This is a genomic window from Marinomonas dokdonensis (assembly GCF_052747885.1).
The window spans coordinates 683,021-703,869 of record NZ_JBRAND010000002.1 but is presented as its reverse complement, the minus strand read 5'-3'; the positions used below and the strand labels follow the sequence as shown (position 1 = coordinate 703,869).

18 protein-coding genes are annotated in these 20,849 nt (G+C 44.5%); 5 read left to right on the top strand and 13 right to left on the bottom strand.

Translation table 11 applies throughout. From position 1 onward, the window contains the following. Positions 1-101 precede the first annotated feature (101 nt). From ACUM5Y_RS07730 to fusA, 3 genes are all read left to right on the top strand, one after another. Positions 102-770: a TIGR04211 family SH3 domain-containing protein gene (locus ACUM5Y_RS07730; RefSeq protein ID WP_445976284.1), complete on the top strand. Its 669-nt coding sequence runs from the start codon at positions 102-104 to the stop codon at positions 768-770. A gap of 14 nt (positions 771-784) precedes the next feature. Then, on the top strand, positions 785-1,954 hold the full coding sequence (locus ACUM5Y_RS07725) for a cation:proton antiporter domain-containing protein (RefSeq protein ID WP_445976283.1): 1,170 nt from the start codon (positions 785-787) through the stop codon (positions 1,952-1,954). Between the two features lie 202 nt (positions 1,955-2,156). Continuing rightward, positions 2,157-4,241, top strand: coding sequence for an elongation factor G (gene fusA / locus ACUM5Y_RS07720; protein ID WP_445976282.1), 2,085 nt, complete (start codon positions 2,157-2,159; stop codon positions 4,239-4,241). Between the two features lie 148 nt (positions 4,242-4,389). Here the strand turns inward: fusA and ACUM5Y_RS07715 are convergent, their stop codons facing one another. The 12 genes from ACUM5Y_RS07715 to ACUM5Y_RS07660 form a co-directional block, all read right to left on the bottom strand. Next, complete coding sequence (locus ACUM5Y_RS07715; RefSeq protein ID WP_445976281.1) at positions 4,390-5,442, bottom strand: aldo/keto reductase; 1,053 nt, start codon at positions 5,440-5,442, stop codon at positions 4,390-4,392. 129 nt (positions 5,443-5,571) lie between these two features. Then, positions 5,572-6,750, bottom strand: a complete 1,179-nt coding sequence (locus ACUM5Y_RS07710; protein WP_445976280.1) for a cytochrome-c peroxidase — start codon at positions 6,748-6,750, stop codon at positions 5,572-5,574. 134 nt (positions 6,751-6,884) lie between these two features. Continuing rightward, positions 6,885-7,142: a cell division topological specificity factor MinE gene (minE, locus tag ACUM5Y_RS07705; protein WP_445976279.1), complete on the bottom strand. Its 258-nt coding sequence runs from the start codon at positions 7,140-7,142 to the stop codon at positions 6,885-6,887. Positions 7,143-7,144: 2 nt separating this feature from the next. Next, the gene (gene minD, locus ACUM5Y_RS07700) at positions 7,145-7,954 is read right to left on the bottom strand and encodes a septum site-determining protein MinD (protein WP_445976278.1); all 810 of its coding nucleotides are present in this window, start codon (positions 7,952-7,954) and stop codon (positions 7,145-7,147) included. Between the two features lie 60 nt (positions 7,955-8,014). Next, positions 8,015-8,743 (bottom strand): septum site-determining protein MinC, encoded by a 729-nt coding sequence (minC, locus tag ACUM5Y_RS07695; protein WP_445976277.1) that lies wholly within the window; start codon positions 8,741-8,743, stop codon positions 8,015-8,017. Between the two features lie 276 nt (positions 8,744-9,019). Further along, positions 9,020-12,745: an AAA family ATPase gene (locus ACUM5Y_RS07690; protein ID WP_445976276.1), complete on the bottom strand. Its 3,726-nt coding sequence runs from the start codon at positions 12,743-12,745 to the stop codon at positions 9,020-9,022. Continuing rightward, positions 12,742-14,049, bottom strand: coding sequence for an exonuclease subunit SbcD (gene sbcD / locus ACUM5Y_RS07685; RefSeq protein ID WP_445976275.1), 1,308 nt, complete (start codon positions 14,047-14,049; stop codon positions 12,742-12,744). Before sbcD ends, ACUM5Y_RS07690 begins: the two co-directional genes overlap by 4 nt. Before the next feature lie 34 nt (positions 14,050-14,083). Further along, entirely contained in the window at positions 14,084-14,923 is an 840-nt protein-coding gene (locus tag ACUM5Y_RS07680) for a 2Fe-2S iron-sulfur cluster binding domain-containing protein (protein ID WP_445976274.1), read from the bottom strand. A 66-nt stretch (positions 14,924-14,989) separates the two neighbouring features. Next, positions 14,990-16,468, bottom strand: coding sequence for an aminoacyl-histidine dipeptidase (locus ACUM5Y_RS07675; RefSeq protein WP_445976273.1), 1,479 nt, complete (start codon positions 16,466-16,468; stop codon positions 14,990-14,992). A 122-nt stretch (positions 16,469-16,590) separates the two neighbouring features. Continuing rightward, complete coding sequence (locus ACUM5Y_RS07670; protein WP_445976272.1) at positions 16,591-17,175, bottom strand: TetR/AcrR family transcriptional regulator; 585 nt, start codon at positions 17,173-17,175, stop codon at positions 16,591-16,593. A 68-nt stretch (positions 17,176-17,243) separates the two neighbouring features. After that, positions 17,244-17,984 (bottom strand): DUF1499 domain-containing protein, encoded by a 741-nt coding sequence (locus ACUM5Y_RS07665; protein ID WP_445976271.1) that lies wholly within the window; start codon positions 17,982-17,984, stop codon positions 17,244-17,246. A 173-nt stretch (positions 17,985-18,157) separates the two neighbouring features. Further along, positions 18,158-18,634: a DUF2947 family protein gene (locus ACUM5Y_RS07660; RefSeq protein WP_445976270.1), complete on the bottom strand. Its 477-nt coding sequence runs from the start codon at positions 18,632-18,634 to the stop codon at positions 18,158-18,160. Positions 18,635-18,773: 139 nt separating this feature from the next. On the opposite strand from ACUM5Y_RS07660, the gene ACUM5Y_RS07655 reads away from it, so the two are divergent. Together ACUM5Y_RS07655 and ACUM5Y_RS07650 are read left to right on the top strand one after the other, a co-directional pair. Next, on the top strand, positions 18,774-18,974 hold the full coding sequence (locus ACUM5Y_RS07655) for a hypothetical protein (protein WP_445976269.1): 201 nt from the start codon (positions 18,774-18,776) through the stop codon (positions 18,972-18,974). A 151-nt stretch (positions 18,975-19,125) separates the two neighbouring features. Further along, on the top strand, positions 19,126-19,776 hold the full coding sequence (locus ACUM5Y_RS07650; RefSeq protein ID WP_445976268.1) for an HAD family hydrolase: 651 nt from the start codon (positions 19,126-19,128) through the stop codon (positions 19,774-19,776). Here the strand turns inward: ACUM5Y_RS07650 and ACUM5Y_RS07645 are convergent. Further along, a complete protein-coding gene (locus ACUM5Y_RS07645) occupies positions 19,773-20,804 on the bottom strand; it encodes a nucleoid-associated protein (RefSeq protein WP_445976267.1) in 1,032 nt (343 codons plus the stop codon). The genes ACUM5Y_RS07650 and ACUM5Y_RS07645 overlap by 4 nt on opposite strands. Between the last annotated feature and the right edge of the window lie 45 nt (positions 20,805-20,849).

Sequence of the window (20,849 nt, the reverse complement as noted above, 5' to 3'; positions counted from 1 at the left end):
TCATAAAAGGCCCGCTTTCGGGCCTTTTTCTATTGCGTATTACTTCCCCCATGATTATCGTATCTAATAGCTAAAGTGATTGATTAATAAAGGAAGTTAATGTGCCTATTAAACACGTAACCAGCTTACTCGCTGGCGTAATACTCTCTGCAACAGCACACTCCGCTACAGTTTATGTTTCCGACATACAATTTGTCGCCATTCGTGAAGGCCAAAGCAACAACACTCGCGCGGTTGAACGTGGCTTAAAAAGCGGCACACCACTTGAAGTATTAGAACGCAGCGACAGCCATACCAAAGTACGTACCCCAGATGGCAACGAAGGCTGGGTAGCGGATTATTTCTTAAGTGAAACAGCGGTTACCCGAGATCAAGTTGTGACCTTACAAGCCCAGCTAGCTAACGCCACAGAGAGTAAGATCAACGCCCAAAATGAGCTCAACGACAGCCAAAGCAAGGTGCAAGAGCTTATGCAGACCATTAGCACCCTTGAAGATGACAATGCCTCTTTGCAAGAGCGCTTGGACGAAAGCAAAGCCATTACCGAAAAAGCACAAACTATCGTTTCCCAAAACGATAACATAGCTTACCAGCTTGAAAGCCTCAAAACGCAAACCCAAGTGGCTCAAGACACTATGCTAGCCCTGCAAAAATCTACAGATCAAAAGTGGTTTATGCTTGGAGCAGCAACATTATTTGGCGGTTTCTTAATAGGTATCTTATTGCCATTAACTCGCCGCAAAAAGGTTAACAATAGCTCTTGGGGCTAAACTAAGGGGAAACAATGGAAGCATCAATCGTACACTCCTTCTTTTTAATTTTTGCAGGAGCAGCGGTTGTTGCCTCCTTGGCACTTTACACCAAACAACCCATGATAATTGCCTACATAGCGCTTGGCGCACTATTAGGCCCCTCCGCTTTATCATGGATTAACGAACCCAAACTCATGGATGAGATGAGCCATATAGGCATCATCTTCCTACTCTTCCTGTTGGGCTTGGACATGCAACCAAGCCATCTTATCAACATGCTTAAGAAAGCCTCATGGATTGCCCTACTCAGTTCAGCGGCATTTGCATTGCTAGGCTATGTGGTCGCCAGCCTTTGCGGTTATTCTGCTACTGAGAGCCTCATCGTTGGTATTGCAATGATGTTCTCCAGCACCATAGTCTGTATCAAACTTTTACCCACCACAGTGCTGCACCATAAACATACGGGTGAACTAGTGGTTGGCTTACTCTTATTACAAGACATTATTGCCATTGCTGTGCTGCTGGTTTTGTACAGCATGTCTAATGCCCAAAATAACGGCATCATGCAGTATCTAATGCCATTGATAAGCCTACCCTTGCTGATAGGCGGCGCCTTTTTATTCGTCAAATACATACTGCTCAAGCTTATTACCCGCTTCGACCGCTTTCATGAATACATCTTCTTAGTTTCAATTGGCTGGTGCCTATCTATGGCCGTATTAGCAGAAGTGGCGGGCTTGTCTGCCGAAATGGGGGCATTCATTGCGGGGGTTGCACTAGCAACCAGCCCAATCTCTCAATACATTGCCACCCATCTAAAACCCCTTAGGGACTTTTTCTTAATCCTGTTTTTCTTCTCGATTGGTGCCAGTTTTAACCTTGATCTACTAGGTCTAGTAATTGTTCCAGCACTTATTCTGGCGATCAGCTCCATGCTCGTAAAACCCGTGGTGTTTCGCTTTTTGCTCAAGGGGATAAAAGAGGATGCCAGCACCTCTTGGGAAGTAGGCTTTCGCTTAGGACAAGTGAGCGAATTCTCATTGTTGATTGCTTACCTTGCGGCCAATATTGGATTAATTGGCGAAGAGGCCTCTCACGTCATTCAGGCTACAGCGATACTCACCTTCGCCCTCTCTACTTATATTGTCATTCTTAATTACCCGAACCCAATTGCGATTTCAGATAAATTGCGTAGGGACTGATAAAGCCTTTCTAAAACAGGCTGTTTCTGCGCATTTTTTGCGCCAGAAACAGCCTATTCAAGCTTTTCTAAAATGCTTTTGCAGCACCCCTTTCTTTATTCACATAAAATATAATAGAATAGCGCCAAAATACCTGACTAGAGATTAAAAAGTCTTGTATAATAACGCGCAAATTTCGTCCTCACTTATTTAGAGTAATGTAATGGCTGACTTATCAAAATACAGAAACATCGGTATTTTTGCTCACGTTGACGCGGGTAAAACTACTACTACAGAACGTATTCTTAAACTTACCGGTATCATCCATAAAATCGGTGAAGTACATGAAGGTGAGTCTACGACTGACTTCATGGAACAAGAAGCAGAGCGTGGTATTACCATCCAGTCTGCTGCTGTTAGTTGTTTCTGGAAAGATCACCGCTTTAACGTTATCGACACACCTGGACACGTTGACTTCACAGTAGAAGTTTACCGTTCTTTGAAAGTTCTTGACGGTGGTGTTGGTGTATTCTGTGGTTCTGGTGGTGTTGAGCCACAATCTGAAACTAACTGGCGCTACGCTAACGAATCTGAAGTTGCTCGTATCATCTTCGTAAACAAACTAGACCGCCTAGGTGCTAGCTTCTACCGTGTTACTAAGCAAGTAGAAGACGTACTAGGTGCGACACCCCTAGTAATGGTTCTACCTATCGGTACTGAAGATGAGTTCGTTGGTGTTGTTGACCTACTAAGCCGTAAAGCCTATGTATGGGATGATTCTGGTCAGCCAGAAAACTACGCTATCGAAGATGTTCCAGCAGACATGGTTGATCAGGTAGAAGAATACCGTGAGAAACTAATCGAAACTGCTGTTGAGCAAGACGACGATCTAATGATGGCTTACATGGACGGCGAAGAGCCTTCTATGGAAGACATTAAAGCTTGTATCCGTAAAGGTACTCGTGATCTAGCATTCTTCCCAACTTACTGTGGTTCTGCCTTTAAAAACAAAGGTATGCAGCTTCTTCTTGACGCTGTTGTTGATTACCTACCTAGCCCAACAGATGTTATCCCACAGGATCTTACTGACGAAGAAGGTAATCCAAACGGCGAGAAAGCAATCGTATCTGCTGACGAACCATTCCGTGCACTTGCATTTAAAATCATGGATGACCGTTTCGGCGCCTTGACTTTCGTACGTGTATACTCTGGTAAGATCAACAAAGGCGACACCATCCTAAACAGCTTCACAGGTAAAACTGAGCGTGTTGGCCGTATGGTGGAAATGCAAGCTGATGACCGTAAAGAAATCAACTCTGCACAAGCAGGTGATATCCTAGCAATCGTTGGTATGAAGAACGTACAAACTGGTCACACTCTATGTGATCCTAAGCACCCTTGTACACTTGAAGCGATGGTATTCCCTGAGCCTGTAATCTCTATCTCTGTTACACCTAAAGATAAAGGTGGTAACGAGAAAATGGGTATCGCGATCGGTAAAATGGTTGCAGAAGATCCAACTTTCCGCGTAGAAACTGACCAAGATTCTGGTGAGACTATCCTTCGTGGTATGGGTGAGCTTCACTTAGATATCAAAGTAGATATCTTGAAGCGTACTTACGGTGTAGATCTAATCGTTGGTCAACCTCAGGTTGCTTACCGCGAAACTATCACTAAAGAAGTTGAAGATACTTACACGCACAAGAAACAATCTGGTGGTTCTGGTCAGTTCGGTAAGATCGATTACCGCATCAAACCAGGCGAGCTTGGTTCTGGCTTCACTTTCTCTTCTTCTGTTGTGGGCGGTAACGTACCAAAAGAATTCTTCCCTGCAGTAGAGAAAGGCTTCAAGTCTATGATGGAAGAAGGCGTTCTAGCTGGCTTCCCAGTACTAGACGTTGAAGTTGAGTTGTTCGACGGTGGTTTCCACGCAGTTGACTCCTCTGCTATTGCCTTCGAAATCGCTGCTAAAGGCGCTTTCCGTCAGTCTATCCCGAAAGCTGGTCCTCAGTTGATCGAGCCTATCATGAAGGTTGACGTGTTCACTCCAGACGATCACGTTGGTGATGTAATCGGTGACCTTAACCGTCGTCGTGGTATGATCAAAGACCAAGAGAAAGGCGTAACTGGCGTTCGTATTAAAGCCGACGTACCTCTTTCTGAAATGTTTGGTTACATCAGTTCTCTACGTACAATGACATCTGGTCGTGGTCAGTTCTCTATGGAGTTCTCTCACTACCTACCATGTCCTTCAAACGTAGCAGAAACTGTTATTGCTGCACAAAAAGAGAAAAACGAAAAAGCTTAATCTTTAAGCATTTTCGAAAACTCTTAAAAACCCGATGCCAATGGCATCGGGTTTTTTTATACATTCAGTTTTTATCACAGACTCAAAGCTGTGCTCAAAGCAAAAAAAAGAGCGCTATCAGCGCTCTTTATAGGAATTTAATCGCTCATTAAAAAGGTGCTGGGTATTCCTTGAAGACAGCCATAACATCTTCTAGCACAGCATCAGATAATGCTAGATCAAACGCTCCCATATCTTCTTTTAGCTGCTCAAGGTTGGTTGCACCAATAATAGTTGAGGTCACCCCATCCACTTGATCACACCAAGCCAAAGCAAGCTGAGCAGGCGTTAAGCCATGCTTCTTAGCCACTTCCACATATCCACGTACGGCTTTCTCGGCATTTTCTGTGTCACGGAATAAACCATGGCGCTGAGCAAAGCCCCAGCGACTTCCCGCAGGGCGCTGGTCATCAAGGTATTTCCCCGTCAAAGAGCCTGTCGCTAAGGGCGACCAAGGCAAATAAGCGATATCTTCGTGCAAGCAATTCTCAATGAGATAAGGCCAATCTTTCGCATGCAGTAAGCTGAACTCATTTTGAATGGAAGCAACTCTAGGCAAGTTATGGCTCTCACTCAACTTAAGGTATTCATTAATCCCCCAAGTGGTATCGTCTGATAAACCAAAATGACGAATCTTACCCGCTTTAATACAAGCATCGATGCCTTGCAGAATATCCAGCATTTGCGCTGAATGCTCTGCCGCATCTATGTCACTAAAACGCACTCTGCCTGGTAGATGCTTAGCAAAATGTGGCGTTGTTCTGTTCGGCCAGTGTAATTGGTACAAATCAATATAATCTGTTTGTAAACGCTTTAAAGAAGCCTCCACAGAATCTATAACCGCCTGCCCTGTAATTGGCCCACCGTCACGAACATAGGCCAAACCAGACCCCGCAATCTTGGTCGCCAAGACAAACTCCTCGCGACGGGATGAATTACGGGATAACCAATCACCAATGATGGTTTCTGTTTTACCGTAAGATTCCGCATTCGGTGGAACAGAATACATTTCAGCCGTATCCATAAAGTTCACACCATTTGCTAAGGCGTACTCTATTTGCTCATCGGCATCCGCTTGAGTATTTTGCGTCCCCCAAGTCATCGTCCCCAAACAAACTCTTGATACATTTAAGCCGGTACGACCCAATGGAACATATTTCATCAAACAATCCTTAATCAAATTACCCACTTTACTCTATGTAGAGCAGGCATAAATACATCTAAACAATCTAATAAAAAAGGCCTCTAGAGGCCAGTTTTATCAGTGAAAACAATAAGGAAGCATACAAGTCTAATCTTTAATTAGTGCTTCGTAACGCTGATCAGTCAAGGTCTTTAGGAATGCCACTAAGGCATCTACTCGCTGATCCGTTAAGGCTGGGCCTATCTCTAAATTTTCGAAATCAATATTTTCCGCAACTTCAGGGTCTGCCCAAAGCTCACCTGTTTCCGGGTTAATCTTTCTGCTTGGATTATTGTACTTATCGTAAAATAAAATTACCGTGCGAAGATCCTGAAACACACCGTTGTGCATATAAGGCCCTGTCACTGCGACATTACGCAAAGATGGCACCTTAAATTTCCCCACCTGCGATGACGACTCCACCTCTGGATTATCCAGCAATCCCATATCAATGAAGCCTTTGTTTTTAGCCAACAAAGCTGGGTTACTTGGCACGCCAATATTTCGATACTGGTAATTCGTGAAGGTTTCTTGATCGTAGAAAGGCGACGGGTTGAGCTGATGACAAGCATTACAATTGGTGAATTGCTGAGAAAAAAACAGCGTCTTTCCCAACTCTTCTGCAGGCGTTAAGGTCACCTCACCACGTAACGCTCGATCATAGCGAGAATCAAAAGGCATGAACAATTCAGTTTTTTCAAAACTGGCAATGGCGTCAGCAACCACCTCATAACCTTGTTCTGGGTCATCCAGTACGCCCTCACCATATAAGGCGTCAAACTGAGCAACATAGGCTGGGTTTTGTTTCACTTTAGCAACTACTTGATCGCCATTGTCTAACGCCATTTCGACAGGGTTAATGAATGGTCCTTGCGCCTGATCCGCCAAGCTTGAAGAACGTCCATCCAAGAATTGCCCACCGCGATATTCTCCATCTGCCATTTGATGAAAAGCTGGAGAAAAAGCCGCATAAGCGGCAGTCGGCGTATTACGAGTACCAATGGAATGACCATCACTGCCTAGAGAAACAGCACCAGACAAGACATCACCGCGCTTGTCGACAAAGGCATTGGCGATATCATGGCAAGTCGCACAAGACTGATTACCTTCTTTAGATAAACTCTCATCAAAGAATAGTTGAGAGCCTAATATCGCTTTCGGATCAGTCGCGCTAAGCGGCAATTCCGCTTTGGGGCGTGGTTTTTTTGTTTGCTCAACCGTTTGATCAGGTTGGGAGCAAGCAACCAATGAAGCTAAGCCCACCACCCCTAATAGCACCCGTACCATTCACTTTACTCTATCTAAAAATTGACACCGCATCATACCTTTTAAAACACAAGGTAAAACATGATTAGCAAATCCTTGCTGTCTTCAATACATCAAATCGGCCTTTGATGGTTGCCAACCAATAACCTTAAAGGTTAGGCACGATCTGGCAAGGTGACATTCAGTTCCAATACTGAGCAGTCCTCAATATTTTCTAGCTGAATCTGCACATCTTCACTGTCAACATTCACGTATTTACGTATCACGTCGATAATTTCTTGCTGCATTTGTGGCATATAGTCAGGTTGCTGACGTCGGCCACGCTCGTGCGCAACGATGATTTGCAAACGATCCTTGGCAACCGAGGCCGAGCTTGGCTCACTTCTATTTTTAAAATAATCAAAAATTCCCACAACTAACCCCCAAGTAATCGTTTAAAAAATCCCTTTCTCTGAACGTCTAAAAAGCGCAGAGGCTTTTCTTCGCCCATTAAGCGATCGACAGCGTCAACATAAGCTTGGCCCGCTTCCGACTCTACATCCAAGATAACAGGAGCACCTTGGTTAGAGGCTTTCAATACAGCTTCCGACTCAGGAATAACACCTATTAAGGGGACAGCCAATATATCTTCCACATCCGAGACACTTAACATTTCCCCTAGGGATACGCGCTCAGGGTGGTAACGAGTTAGCAGTAAATGCTCTTCAATAGGCTCACGCCCTTCTTCCGCACGCTTAGACTTGCTCTGCAAAATTCCCAAAATGCGATCCGAGTCCCTAACCGAAGAAACTTCAGGGTTGGTAACAACAATGGCAGCATCAGCAAAGTACAAGGCCATTTGAGCGCCCTTCTCGATACCCGCTGGCGAGTCACATATGATGTAATCAAACTCTTTCGCAAGGTCCTCTAAAACTGTCTGCACACCTTCAATAGTCAAGGCATCTTTATCTCGGGTTTGAGAGGCAGGTAATATGTACAAATCTTTCGTGCGCTTGTCCTTGATTAAGGCTTGAGTCAGTGTGGCTTCTTTATTAATGACGTTTACAAAGTCATATACCACTCGTCGCTCACAGCCCATGATCAGATCTAGGTTACGCAGACCTACGTCAAAATCTATGATGACAGTTTTAAAACCTTTTAACGCAATTCCCGTCCCTATAGCGGCACTCGATGTCGTTTTACCAACACCACCCTTGCCCGAAGTGACCACAATAATTTTTGCCAATTCTATATCCTCCGATACTACTTCGATGAGCGTATCTTAAATGTCTATCTATAAAGCTGTTTAAAGCGACTGTATTTCCAAACTTTCTTCAACTAATAACACCTGGGCGCTTTCTTTCCAAATGATATTTTGCAAGCCGTCACTCAGCATGAAATTCCCAGCGATGGAAACCAATTCAGCCTCCATGCTTTTACAAAATATCCGCGCACTTGTATCGCCTTTAACCCCCGCCAGAGCCCGACCACGTAATGCCCCATAAACATGGATATTACCATCTGCTAATACCTCAGCACCGGCACTAACTTGCGTAAGGATAATAAGATCACCCTCTGCATAGACTTGCTGTCCTGAGCGGATTGGTTTAGTAATGACTTTTGTTGTTTGGGGAACGATACGCTCCTCGACAACGGTTTTCACCACCACATCGGCATTATCCTCTTGCGCCACAATAGGCGCAGGAGGGTTAATCGGTCGAGTCTTACTCGCAGGCAACAAGGGAATGGATAACTCATCCCGCCATTCTGGGATCCGCTGTGCATCACAACGCCAACCGATCACACCCAGTCCAAGCTCACCCACGGATACTACAAGAGTATTAAAGTCCTCATAAGCGACTGGCTGAGTCATTTTACTGATATCTATGATCACCGGTGCTTGATTAAAAAAATGAGGCACTTGCTCAATTTTATCCTTAAGGTGAGCAATGATATTGCTTAAAGAGAATTCTTGAATCTCTAACAATACGGTTGTAACAACGCTTCCTTTAAGCCGGAAGCCTGAGTCTGTCATGCAAACTGTCCTTCATTTAAAACAAATAAGGTTTAACGCGTATTAAACCACATAGATCCATTGATTTAGCTATTTTAACAAGCCCACATAGGAATGTAAGCCTGCAGAGTTTTAAGTAAAATGCCCCCTACTAGTGCTCGTGGTGGGTATTGTGCTCAAATCTGAACTATCGCTTAAACCACTGATTTTAAAACAATATTAACACTTATTTACACACTTGTTCCCGTTTTTCTGGGGACAACTTTTGCACCATCAGGCTTCAAGTCAAAAAAGCCATTAGGGCTCCTTTACAGCAAACTGATCACTTAAGCGACTTACCCCTAGACCACTTTGCTTGCTTAGCCTTAATTGCACAGGAATTCTGTCTTTCAAAGCACTGATGTGACTGATAATACCAATGGTTTTCCCTGAGGCGTGTAGGTTGTCTAACGCATCTAACGCTGATTCTAGGGTGTCACTGTCAAGGGTACCAAAGCCTTCATCAAGGAATAATGAGTCAATACTGGTCTTGTGCGAAACCAAATCCGACAAGGCAAGCGCCAACGCCAGACTCACCAGAAACGACTCACCACCCGAAAGCGTTTTGGTATCGCGACTGGTATTGGCCTGCCAGGTATCAATCACTTCAAGAGCTAGTGCGTCCGCTTTGCGCCCCAATTGATAACGACGGTGCAATATATGTAGGTGCTGGTTAGCTAAATACACCAGATGCTCTAACGTCAAACTTTGAGCAAAGCGACGGAATTTAGCCCCATCTGCAGAACCAATCACATAATTTAGCTGTTCAAGATGCCGTAATTTGTCTCGACGCTGACCTAGCTGTAAACGCTTATTAGCCACTTCTTCACGACGCTGCAACTCTTCACGCACTTGTTGTGAAACTACCCCCCACTGGCGTAACAAATTCGATTGCCGCTCTTCCAATTGCAGTACCTTTTGCTGCCAATCAGCCAAATCGAGATTAGCAATGTCCGTTACGGCTAATAATGCTAATTCTGTTGCGGGGAGTATACTCTCCTGATGCTCCTGCCAAGCTTCTTGCACCTGAGCAAATCGCACTTCACATTTGGCAAGCTCAGCCTTGATGGCCACTGACTCGGCCTCTAATTCGGCTATTTTGCTTTCATCGAGCCGCGCCGCTTGCCATGAAACCTCACCCTCAAAAGACTTTTCTAGCAAGCTTTTTTGCCAACTTAACTGCGCCTGCTGACATTCTTGCAATACACTTTCATGAGCCTTTGTCTGAGCCTTAATCGTTGCCTCGATAGAAGCCAAGTCTCGAGTAACCTGCTGACATTGCTGAACCGCTTTTTCATTCAATAGCTGGCTACCTTTTAACTGCTGCTGAGTCTTTTGACGCAGTTCCACAACGTTGGAACCTAACAACAGAGGCTCAAGATCTCTCCGAGTTTGTAGGCTCTTTTCACTTAAGGCTTGGTGTTTGGCTTTAATGGACTCTAAGCCAACTCCTGTTTCTTTTAGGGAAGCCTTAGTTGCCGACAATTCCACCAGCAATTTTTCCTGCTCCAGTTGTAAACGCCCTAAGCTCTCTTTGCTCTCTTGCCATTGTGCTAATTCATCACTTAGTTTTATCAAGGCTTGGTCAAGTGGTTCGAGGAGGAAATCTTCTCCCACAGCAGACTCGGACATAGCGCTTAAAAGCGCCTTCCTATCACTCTCGATGCTGGTTTGCTTTGTCTGGTATTGCGACTGCAATTGAGTGACGGATTGCTGCGTTAACTGATAACGGCTCTGCGCTTGATTGACTTGTTCAACTCCTTGCTGAACCAACAAGGCTTGCTCTTGTAATCCAGCGTTATGGTCTTGCCATTGACGATGCAAGTCATTCACTTCTGGGAGTAACGCTTGTTGCGCTTGCCATAAGGACTGATGCTTGCCTAGCAAGGGTTCAATCTGCCATTTATCCGCCTCAATCTTATCTAGCGTTAAGCCAAGGTTTTGACACTTGACGATACCTTGCTCTAACCCTGTAAAGACAGACGATATATCTTGCTGGCTTTGCTGATGTTGACGCTGCATAAGCTCATAATCTTTATTCAGATCCTTTTGCTCTGCAGACATCAACATGCCCTGTTCTGTTAATTCTGCCAACTCTGCGGTTAACTGCTCTAGTTCCGCCAACCTTTGTGGCTCGGTTATCTGCAAAGCATGCTCAAAATCATGCTCCTCTGCGCCACATAAAGGGCAATGCTCCCCTTGGTTCAGTTGCTCACGCAATTGCATGAGCGTGTGAATCTGACGCTCAGCGAATAACAAGCTTTCTAGATGGCTGTGATGCTGTTTTTTATCTCGATAAAGCTTACGCTGCTGCTGTAGCTTGGCTTCAATAGCGGCCCCTTGAGCCTCTAAGTCTTGAAGGGACCGCACTAATTGCTTGGCATTCTGCTTAAGTTGTAAGTGTTGCCCTTGTAACTGATCAGCCTCTTGCAGGCTATTCACCTGACGCTCAAGTTGATAATAGTTCTGCTGCCAAACTTGCAGCTCTTGCTGCTCAGTTAAGCGGTAAAAGGCTTGCAAAGTCGAATCTACAGTTTTCTGCTGATTGGCTTGATTCGTTTGCAATTGTGCCAATGCTTGTTGTTGGTGCTTAAAAGTGGCTTCGGCGCTTTCACATTCGGCTTGTAGGCGCTGTTTTTCCTCTACCATCACAGCAATTTGATGCTCCCCCTCCAAAATCAGTTGCGCTCTATGCTGCCAACTGGAGAGTTGCGGATGAATCTTTTCTGCATGGGGCCACTTTTCAAGCAAAGTTTTGCTTTCTAAACTCTGCTCACCAAGCTTTAGACTCTGTGCTTCTAGCGCTTGATATTTGTCTTGCTGCTGAGCGTATTTTTGTTCTTCTTGATGGAGCTGGGTTTGGACCTCGACCTGTTGCTGAGCCAGATGTTCCTGCTGAGTCAATAAAGGCTGAATCTGCTTTTCAATTTTGTCATTAAGGTCCGCTAACGCTTGCTGATGCAAAGACAAGTGATCTTGACTTGTGGACTGCTCTGCCTGCGCTTTGGCTAATTGATCTTGTAGCACCTGCTGCTGGCGAGTGGAGTGCTCACGCTCTTGCTCTAAATGAGCGACCTTAGTGACCAAACTTTGCTGATGATCAAATTCTGACTGCAGACTTTGGGCTTTTTTCGCCAATTCAAGGGTTGTTTGCTTGTCTGTAAACTCCGCCACTTTTTGTTGAGCGCCTACCAAGGCCATTTTTTGCGAACTCAGTTGCTGCTCTAGTGCGTCTTTTTGCTCCAACCATTGCTGTAGCTTTTTATGAAGCCTGAGTCGCTCACCTTGTTGCTGACTCTCTTTTTCATAGCTCGCTTCTTGGCTCTGGCATTGTGCTAATTGCTCATCCGTCAGCAGCGTCTGTTGTTCGATATTCTTTTCTAGCAATGCAAGCTCGCTCTTCTCTTGCTTATGCTTTTCAAACACCCATTGGGAAACTTGACCATAAATCTCAGTACCCGTTAGCTCCTCTAATAAAGAAGCCCTTTCGTTGGGCTTAGCATTCAAAAAGGCAGAAAAGCCACCTTGAGCCAACAACATAGATTTAGTGAATCGAGAAAAATCCAGCCCAGTTAACTGAGCGACCAAGTCAATTTTCTCATTAATTTTAGTGGTCAGAATCGTGCCATCCAGCTTACTGAGTTCACAGACCATTGGCTGTAGCTTGCCATCGGCGTTGCCACGGGAGCGCCTTTGGCTCCAAAAGGCTCGATACCCCTCACCCTTTACTTCAAATTCAACCTCAGCCAAACACTCAGCCGTATGACGAGTCATGACTTCATTTTCACTGGGCGAGACTTTTAGCCTAGGGGTTTCATGGTAAAGCGCCAAGCAAATGGCATCTAACAAGGTGGACTTACCTGCCCCTGTGGGGCCGACAATGGCAAATACCCCAGCTTCGGAAAAAGGCGGCTTGGAAAAATCAATTGACCACTCACCTTTCAAAGAGTTGAGGTTTTTTAAACGCAACTTACATATCTTCATGATGGCTGCGCCTGCTGGGTTTTCATGTCATCCAAGCACTCATTAAAAAGTTGTGTTAACGCCTGAGAGTCGTCCTCTGAAATATCCAATTGGGTTGCAATGGCGCGTTCAAACACATCAGCCACCGTCAACTCGGCTAAGGTCTCGCGCTTCACATGATCACTAGTCTTTGCTTCTATGGTGCTTTTACGCATTACCCGCAACAACTCAATGGGCAAATCTTCAATTACCTCAGACAAGCGTTTTTGCACATCACTAATATAGTCATCAGCAATCACGGTAACTTCTAACCATAAAATTCCGCTTTCTGGAGTAGGCAACTCAGCAATCTGCGACAAGAGATCATCCAGTCGCCCTTTTAGGCTCATCATGGCCTGAAATCTTGGGATAGACTTAATCTGGATCCCTGCAAGTGCCTCTTGCCGAATGTCCTGTTGAGCGAATAAGTCTTGGATAACAGGCGCTGCTTGCTCTGTGCTCGGACGTTCAGAGCTTAGACGTTCAGTATCCAGAATAACCACGGATTTTTCCCGGGCTAACTCATCAAAACTTAATGGGATGGGTGATCCGCTGTAACGGAAATTACCCTGTTTATTAATGGCTTGGGCACGGTGAATATGACCCAGCGCAAGGTAATCAAATTTGGGGAACACATGGGTAGGCAGTGCTTCCAAGCTCCCCACATAAAGATCCCTAACCGACTCACTCAATTGGCCGCCCACTGCAGTTAAATGCCCCGTTCCTATAATGGCAACAGGCTGATCAAGTTGCGCGTTTTTTTGCTCTGCAATTCTATACACCTGCTGATAAAAGTCTGAAATCTGCTGTTGGAGGGCCTGTTTTTTTTGTTGCTCAGATTGCCCTGCAACACTGTCTAACACATCCTTCGGCCGTAGATAAGGAACGGCACATAACCAAGCCGCGACTTTGCCATCTTTCCCTGTGATGGGCAGCACATGGTCTTCAAGATGATCACGATTGGCTTGACTCGTTACCTGGGTATCTAAATAACCCAATAGACTTTTCGACTCATTCAACATGCTAACGGAATCATGATTACCCGCTACAACAAACAACTGACAATGCCGCGCCTTCATATCCAATACTAGCTGGTGATACATTTCGCGGGCATAACTTGGTGGCGCGCCAGTATCAAAAATATCCCCTGCAATAATAAGAGCCTCAATGCCTTCTTCTTCAATCACCGCCAAGAGCCAATTGATAAAAGCTGCGTGCTCTTCTTTCCGGCTTTTGCCCATAAAGTGCTGACCAAGGTGCCAATCCGAGCTGTGTAAAATTTTCATAAATAAACCAACTTAAAAACTAATGGCAAAAGTACTAACGAACAAAATGCAGCTGAGATAGTCGGATTCTATGCTCTCGCAACAGCGGCTCCCAATCTGTAGCGGGTATACCGCTACCATGATAAACAATCTGCAACTTCCCAGCGCCAAACTTTTGGCAAGCTTGTTGTAAAACCTCTGTCAATTTAGATAAATTCTGCGAGCAGCCAAGTTGCTTAGAAGATAAAACGACAAAGCCTGCCAGTTCTGCTGGAAGCTGCTGTAACACATCTCGCCAATAAGGTTCAAAGGCATGATGCTCATGACTTGCAATCAGTAACACTGGCATGTCAGATAGAGACAAATCCACCAGCAAGCGCCCTTTGCGCTGGCTACGATCAACACAAATAGATAACAAGCTGTTAGGCTCTAGGCTAGAAAAATACTTCCATTGTTCATGGGAAAGATGATTTTTTTGCAGTAGGATCTGGATTTTTTCTCCGGGGCTATTAATGGCCATACACTCTTGCTCTGCCTCCCCATAACCATCTGGTAGCAACACTGTCAGCCTATCACCAAAGCTGTCATCACTTGGACCTAATAAAGTCAGCACAAGGTTTTGATCATCAAGCTGACTCTTTTCAAGCACATTAAAGTTATCCCCTTCCATAGGAAAGCGATGAGATAATGTAAGGCTATGTTTGAGGGTAGTTTGGCAACTTAACAAGGGGTCATCATTGCCTAGATCATAAAGTCGGCAAGCACCGCAAACACCCGCCCGACAACCGTGGGCAAGGTTTACCGATTGCGCTAATAATGCTGTAAGTAGATTATCACCATCATTTAGATGGTATGCCAAACCATCTAGCTTCACGATATGAGATTCACATGACATAAGATTGTCCTTGTAGATATGAGCGATATTATGCCATATCTACAGGAACAATTATGGTTTTGTAGCTTATTGAGATTGAACTGGGGCTGTGGCTAACAAAGCACATAACAAGCGCCAAAAATCTGCCACGGAATCTATTTCCATACGCTCATCAGGAGAGTGGGCTCCCCGAATATTTGGACCAAAAGACACCATTTCCATACCGGCATATTTTGCACCAATAATCCCACACTCAAGCCCTGCATGTATGACTTTCACATTCGCAGGCTGGCCCATTACATCTTGGTGCACATCAAGAAAATGTTTCAGCAAGCCCGCCTTGGGGTTTGGACGCCAACCAGGGTAGCCGTTTTCAACGCGAACTTCGGCATCGATTAACGCAAAAGCGCTACGCACCTGATTCCCATGGTGAGCCACAGCATCATCCAGCAATGACCGTACAAGTAAGCAGGCATCAAATTTCTTGATACCCGACTCACTATCCAACAGATTCATCACTCCAAAGTTACAAGAGGTTTCGGTTACTCCCGGCAAAGCATCACTCATACGATGAACACCATGGGGAGCACAGGTCATGGCGTTAATCAGCCTGCAAGTATCTTGCTCACCAAGGCTAGTAGTGAGCTGCACAGGAACGATTTCGATGGTGAGGTTCTGCTCTACCGAAGCAAACTCCGCCAGCACACTTGAGGTGAAGTGTTTGACAAAATCCTTGAATGTATCCACAAGGTTTTTATCCATGCTAATGCTCGCTGTTGCTTCACGAGCGATAGCATTTCGTAATGTGCCGCCGCTTAATGAAGCTAACGAGTAATTCATACTCTGGCTCAATAAGCTCAGCAAACGCACTAAAATGACATTAGCACTGGCACGTCCTTTATTTATATCCAGTCCAGAGTGACCGCCACGCAAGCCTGAAACCCTAACCTCATAGCTCACCTCATTGTCTGTGATAGCTTGAGCTTCGAATGCACGGGACACATTAACATCCGCTCCACCAGCACAGCCAATGTATACATCGCCTCTGTCCTCTGAATCTAGATTCAGCAATAGACGACCTTTTAGTATGCCTGACTCTAATTGCAAGGCACCACGCAAACTACTTTCTTCTTCAATGGTGAATAACGCCTCGATTGGGCCATGAGCAATATCGTTAGATTCCAGCACAGCCAAAGCCGCGGCGACACCAATGCCATTATCGGCTCCTAACGTGGTGCCTTGCGCATAAAGCCAGCCATCTTCCACTCTGGTTAAAATCGGGTCTTTGGTAAAATCATGCTGAGTTTGCGCATTTTTCTGTGCCACCATATCTAGGTGTCCTTGCAACACAATACCTTGCCTATCTTCCATACCTGGCGTTGCGGGCTTTCTAATCAATAGATTCCCCGCTGTGTCCACATAGCTTTCTAGGTTTTTGTCCTCAGCCCATTGGATTAGTAGATCCCGCAACTGAGCTTCATGATAAGAAGGGCGTGGGGTGTTACATAAGGTTTGAAAATGACGCCAAACTATAGATGGCTCTAATTGACATAAATGCTCGTTCATACATCTCTCTAAAAGCAAATGGAATCTCATTAGACTAGAGAAGATGAACACACCAAGCAATTGAAATTAAGCATAAGCTCTTCATCACCATAGAGAATTGGTATAAGAGAACAACAAATGCTTTAGCGGCTTTTTAAAGCGTTCTTATAGGACATTTCGAAGGGTAAGTTGAGTCGCTTTAAATGATCTAAGGCCTGCCTACCCAGCACGCCCTTGGGCAAACCAGATAACAAAACAAACCAATAGTTGGCGATCATATTTTCCGCAAACACATGGGCGGCATTTTCATCCACTCCAGCTTGTTGAAAGCGCATAATCACGCCATCGTACACAGCGGCCATTTGCGTGGTATGAAAACCACCATGCGCTAGGCTGTCCAATAGCACCTGCTGAGTGAATTCACTGTAATCATCATAGAAAATAAACAAGACGTGGGCCATTTGTTGTAAATAGTCCACGGGAGAAGATACGTGTTGCTGATGTTGAGAAGCCGTACGCAAAGCAATTTCCATCTCATCAAAGAAGATGTCCTTCACTAGAGCTAACTTATCTGGAAAATGTACAAATAGCGTTCCAACCGCAATGTTGGCTTGCTGACTAAGGTAGCGGGTACTGGTGGCATCAATGCCCTGCTTTAAAAAAGCCTGTTTCGCCACCTGCTTAATCTTAGCTCGTGTTTGCGCTTTTTGCTGCTTTCTGATGGCCATCCGCGAATCTCCAAAAACTAAGTCATGAGTGTACCGCGAGAGACACGTTTTAAGAAGTTCTTTGCATTTTATTCATCGACTGCCAAACGACTTGATAACTCTTCTAAGAAGCTTTCAATACGAGCGGCGTTCTCACCAAAGTCGGCACTGGTGCCCACCCTAGAGCAAGATCGAATATCAAGGCGAGTTTGATCCCCTTGTCGAATCACACGAATGACTACATCATCGCGAAAACCAAACACTGGGGTACGAGCCGTTGCTTCAACCACCCCAACTTTTGGGTATTCAGAAACCATTTCCCAGCCGCGCTCATTAATAAGCGCTACCGCAGCTTCATACACTTGTTTTTTGGGAACGCTGGTAAACAGTGGCTTAACGTTTGGATAATATTTCTTCTGGATCTCGGCCCATTCTTTGTTATAGACCAAACCATTTTCACTGGATTTTCGTAAAAAATTGATATTTAGGTAGGCAGGAGGGATATCGGCATCGGTAGTAATGTCATTGATGTTAGGGTAAGCGGATTTTTCAAGATAGAAAGCGATCCAAAAACCACTGTAAAGAATAGAAATGGCAAAAATCAGCCAAAAGAAGCGCTTACTTTTAACATTTTTTTCTTTGCGACAGGCCGCTAAGGATGCAACCGCTAAAAAAGACAAAAGCAACGAGGCTAAAACACTCCACTTTAGGACAGAAAAACCCGTTATCGGCTCAAACATGCCAACCCGAACGCCCGCGATGGAGATAAAAGCGGAGCAACCAACAAGAATTAGCAATACATATAAAAATGGAGAGATATAACGGCTCATACTTTGCCTATGCCTAAAAAATACCCCTCAACCTTAACCTTGTTATCAAGAAACAAACAGAACCTAACCCCTTGTTTAAGATTGATTCCTTTATTTTTGCATAGTTTCAGTAATCTACCCTTATTAAAGCCTCTAGAAAGCGTCAATTTCTCTTAAATTTCCCTTAAAACAACTTAATTTCTTAACAATAAATGCATCCAACCATTGCTATAAAATTGCGCTGCCTGCTTTTTCTTTCGGCCTACGAGGATTGGACCGTTATCCATAAACAAAAAAGCTTTCCAGCTGCGCTTAAACACGCCCCATGGCAACTCAAAAACCAGTTCATTGTGGCAACAAAAATACACCAGAGTATCTTCGCCCCAAGCAGAGAAGTGTTCTAAGGACTCTTCGGGCAATTCTAAACGGTCTGAATCCCAACGTTTCTCCCAATCAAGTTTTGCTTGCAAGGCTGTGTCTGACTTGACCCAATCTTGTTCCGTCAGGTGATCAGGGTGGATCTGTCCATCACTTATATAATCGCGCCAAATGTTGGCTGCCTTGGCCTCGCTAAGCAAACGAATGGCCGCCAGATCATCTGTGTCTATTTTTGGATCATCACGTTTAAATATCCAATACTTTGAAAACTCTTCTAAGGGTCGGTAAGACATAACACCTTCAGCATCTAATTGATGAAAAAATCTAATCTAATGTGTGAAAAAGCATCGTTTGTTATTCATCGTCATCCCTCCTAGAATTCAAAATGTTGTAATAAAACAACATTTTTCAATCTTAACTAAGGAGTTAACTATGGATTCTCAACAACAATACGAAGCATTACTTGAAAAATGGGGCTATTTGGATAACAGCTTAGCCGCTAAACGTCGTCGCGAAGCTCGTGCTCTTAGAATGCAAAAACTAAACACTCTAGCTAAACAAACTTACAGCTTTCTAAGCAAAGCAATCAAGAAAGCGACAGCACGTCCACAAACCCTGAAACAAGCGGCTTAATAAGCAACGAAACCAACAAACAGACCTTTGATTACTATTATATCGTACTAAGTTACTTATAAGGGGAGAAAAACAATAAAACTCCCTCCCTTCCTTTCCTCTTAACAACTTCCTATTATGTAGCCACATTCTTAATTTAATTGGCTTTTATATGGATTATTCTTACCAAGCAATCCTCTTCGATTGCGACGGCGTCATTGTCGACACTGAGACCCTTTCCAACAACATCATGAAAAGCATGTTGGCAGACTTAGGGCTTGAACTTGATTCAGATGTTCTTCATGAAAAATTTAGTGGTTTTACTACAAAAAGCAATCTTGCTACCGCGACAAAAATGCTTGGTCGCCCCTTACCTGAAACTTTCCAAGCCGACTATAAAGCTCGCTTCAAACAACACATTGAAGAACACCTTGAACCTATTGAGGGTGTCGTCGAACTACTCCAGCGTATCCAATGCCCAATTGCCATGGCAACCAATGCCAACCGTGTAGAAATGAACGAGAAGCTTAGTAAAATAGGATTACTCGATACCTTCTCTGTTCGCTTCGCCCTGGATGATGTCGCTCATGGTAAACCGGCACCAGACTTATATTTGAAAGCGGCAGCGGCACTAGGCGTTTCACCTAAAGATTGTTTAGTCATTGAAGACTCTATTGCCGGTATAAAAGCAGGCAAAGCCGCAGGCATGACGGTATTAGCGTATTGCGGCACCATGGACGCAAAAAAACAAACCGAAGCTGGCGCCTCGGTCTGTTTTAAAACCATGTATGAATTGATCGAGCTATTAAAGCTTAACCCCTAATCATTACTGCTTGCTTGCAGCTGTTTCAGTAGACTCCGTGGAAGCTCCTTGATGGTTAGGCTTCCCGAATCTGCATCAAACACCACAGAGTCGCCTAACAAATCGCTATCGAAACTTAAGGTCAGAGCTCGGCTACTACCGGAAAGACGGGTTAACTTTTTAAGGGCAGCTTTCTCAACAAAAATCTCTTTCTCCATCTTAAAGTTTTCTGAATCAGCAATTTCCAAAAACTTATTCGCTTGCTCAATCGAAAAACGAGACTCTACTTCTGTGGCTAATGATTGCATGGCCAATGGCTCACGCTCTTCCGCTTTAGTCTTACAATGCTCTGAAACTACTTTTTTGAATTCATTTGCTTGTTTAGCTGGCATGCCTTCCGACTGACAGAATGCAGAAGTCAGATCAACCAGTTTGCGGGTTTCTTTCGAGGCGACTTTGGGCTCGTCACAACCGATAAACTGAGTAAAGTAATCACTTTCCACTTTCGGTGCTCGCCCAAAACGAAAGGCTATGTAGCGACCTTCATCTTCTGCCTGCCAAGCCGTAAGATTAATACGTAAAGCCATATGCAGTTTTTCCATTTCGATCTGCTCGACCTGAGAAAGGCTCAAGTCCGCACCCAGACCTATTCCTTGCTTACGTTTAAGTAAAACAACATATAAAAAATGCGTATCATGCAATTCATAGTGATTGAACCATAGGAGGCCACCTTCTACCTCTTCTACCGGCTCGATGAACTTCACAAACTCTGCGGCACAGTCCTTAGAAAAGACTGAAAAATCGTGAAAGCTGTTGTCTTTAAAGTGTTTATATAGCAATGCAGGTAGTTGACTCCCCTCTTCACTGCCCTGTGGGTTTGAAAAGCGTCCAGTATTCATGCCTGAACGATTAAAAAGGTTGGTCACCTGTTCCGATAACGCAAGCGCTTGGCTATCTATTGGGTTTTCATTAGGGCGAGCAATTAAAATTGCCTTACGTTCACCTTCATGTTTCTGGATCTCATGCACAATCAAGTTGCTAATAGACACTCGCTACCTCTTCCGTTTACTATATTAAATTGCGATTAATTTTTG

Excerpts from the sequence above, each read along its gene's own strand:
- ACUM5Y_RS07725 (WP_445976283.1), top strand. The coding sequence starts at position 785 with ATGGAAGCATCAATCGTACACTCCTTCTTTTTAATTTTTGCAGGAGCA.
- fusA (WP_445976282.1), top strand. The coding sequence starts at position 2,157 with ATGGCTGACTTATCAAAATACAGAAACATCGGTATTTTTGCTCACGTT.
- ACUM5Y_RS07715 (WP_445976281.1), bottom strand. The coding sequence starts at position 5,442 with ATGAAATATGTTCCATTGGGTCGTACCGGCTTAAATGTATCAAGAGTT.
- ACUM5Y_RS07710 (WP_445976280.1), bottom strand. The coding sequence starts at position 6,750 with ATGGTACGGGTGCTATTAGGGGTGGTGGGCTTAGCTTCATTGGTTGCT.
- minC (WP_445976277.1), bottom strand. The coding sequence starts at position 8,743 with ATGACAGACTCAGGCTTCCGGCTTAAAGGAAGCGTTGTTACAACCGTA.
- ACUM5Y_RS07690 (WP_445976276.1), bottom strand. The coding sequence starts at position 12,745 with ATGAAGATATGTAAGTTGCGTTTAAAAAACCTCAACTCTTTGAAAGGT.
- sbcD (WP_445976275.1), bottom strand. The coding sequence starts at position 14,049 with ATGAAAATTTTACACAGCTCGGATTGGCACCTTGGTCAGCACTTTATG.
- ACUM5Y_RS07680 (WP_445976274.1), bottom strand. The coding sequence starts at position 14,923 with ATGTCATGTGAATCTCATATCGTGAAGCTAGATGGTTTGGCATACCAT.
- ACUM5Y_RS07675 (WP_445976273.1), bottom strand. The coding sequence starts at position 16,468 with ATGAACGAGCATTTATGTCAATTAGAGCCATCTATAGTTTGGCGTCAT.
- ACUM5Y_RS07670 (WP_445976272.1), bottom strand. The coding sequence starts at position 17,175 with ATGGCCATCAGAAAGCAGCAAAAAGCGCAAACACGAGCTAAGATTAAG.
- ACUM5Y_RS07665 (WP_445976271.1), bottom strand. The coding sequence starts at position 17,984 with ATGAGCCGTTATATCTCTCCATTTTTATATGTATTGCTAATTCTTGTT.
- ACUM5Y_RS07660 (WP_445976270.1), bottom strand. The coding sequence starts at position 18,634 with ATGTCTTACCGACCCTTAGAAGAGTTTTCAAAGTATTGGATATTTAAA.
- ACUM5Y_RS07655 (WP_445976269.1), top strand. The coding sequence starts at position 18,774 with ATGGATTCTCAACAACAATACGAAGCATTACTTGAAAAATGGGGCTAT.
- ACUM5Y_RS07650 (WP_445976268.1), top strand. The coding sequence starts at position 19,126 with ATGGATTATTCTTACCAAGCAATCCTCTTCGATTGCGACGGCGTCATT.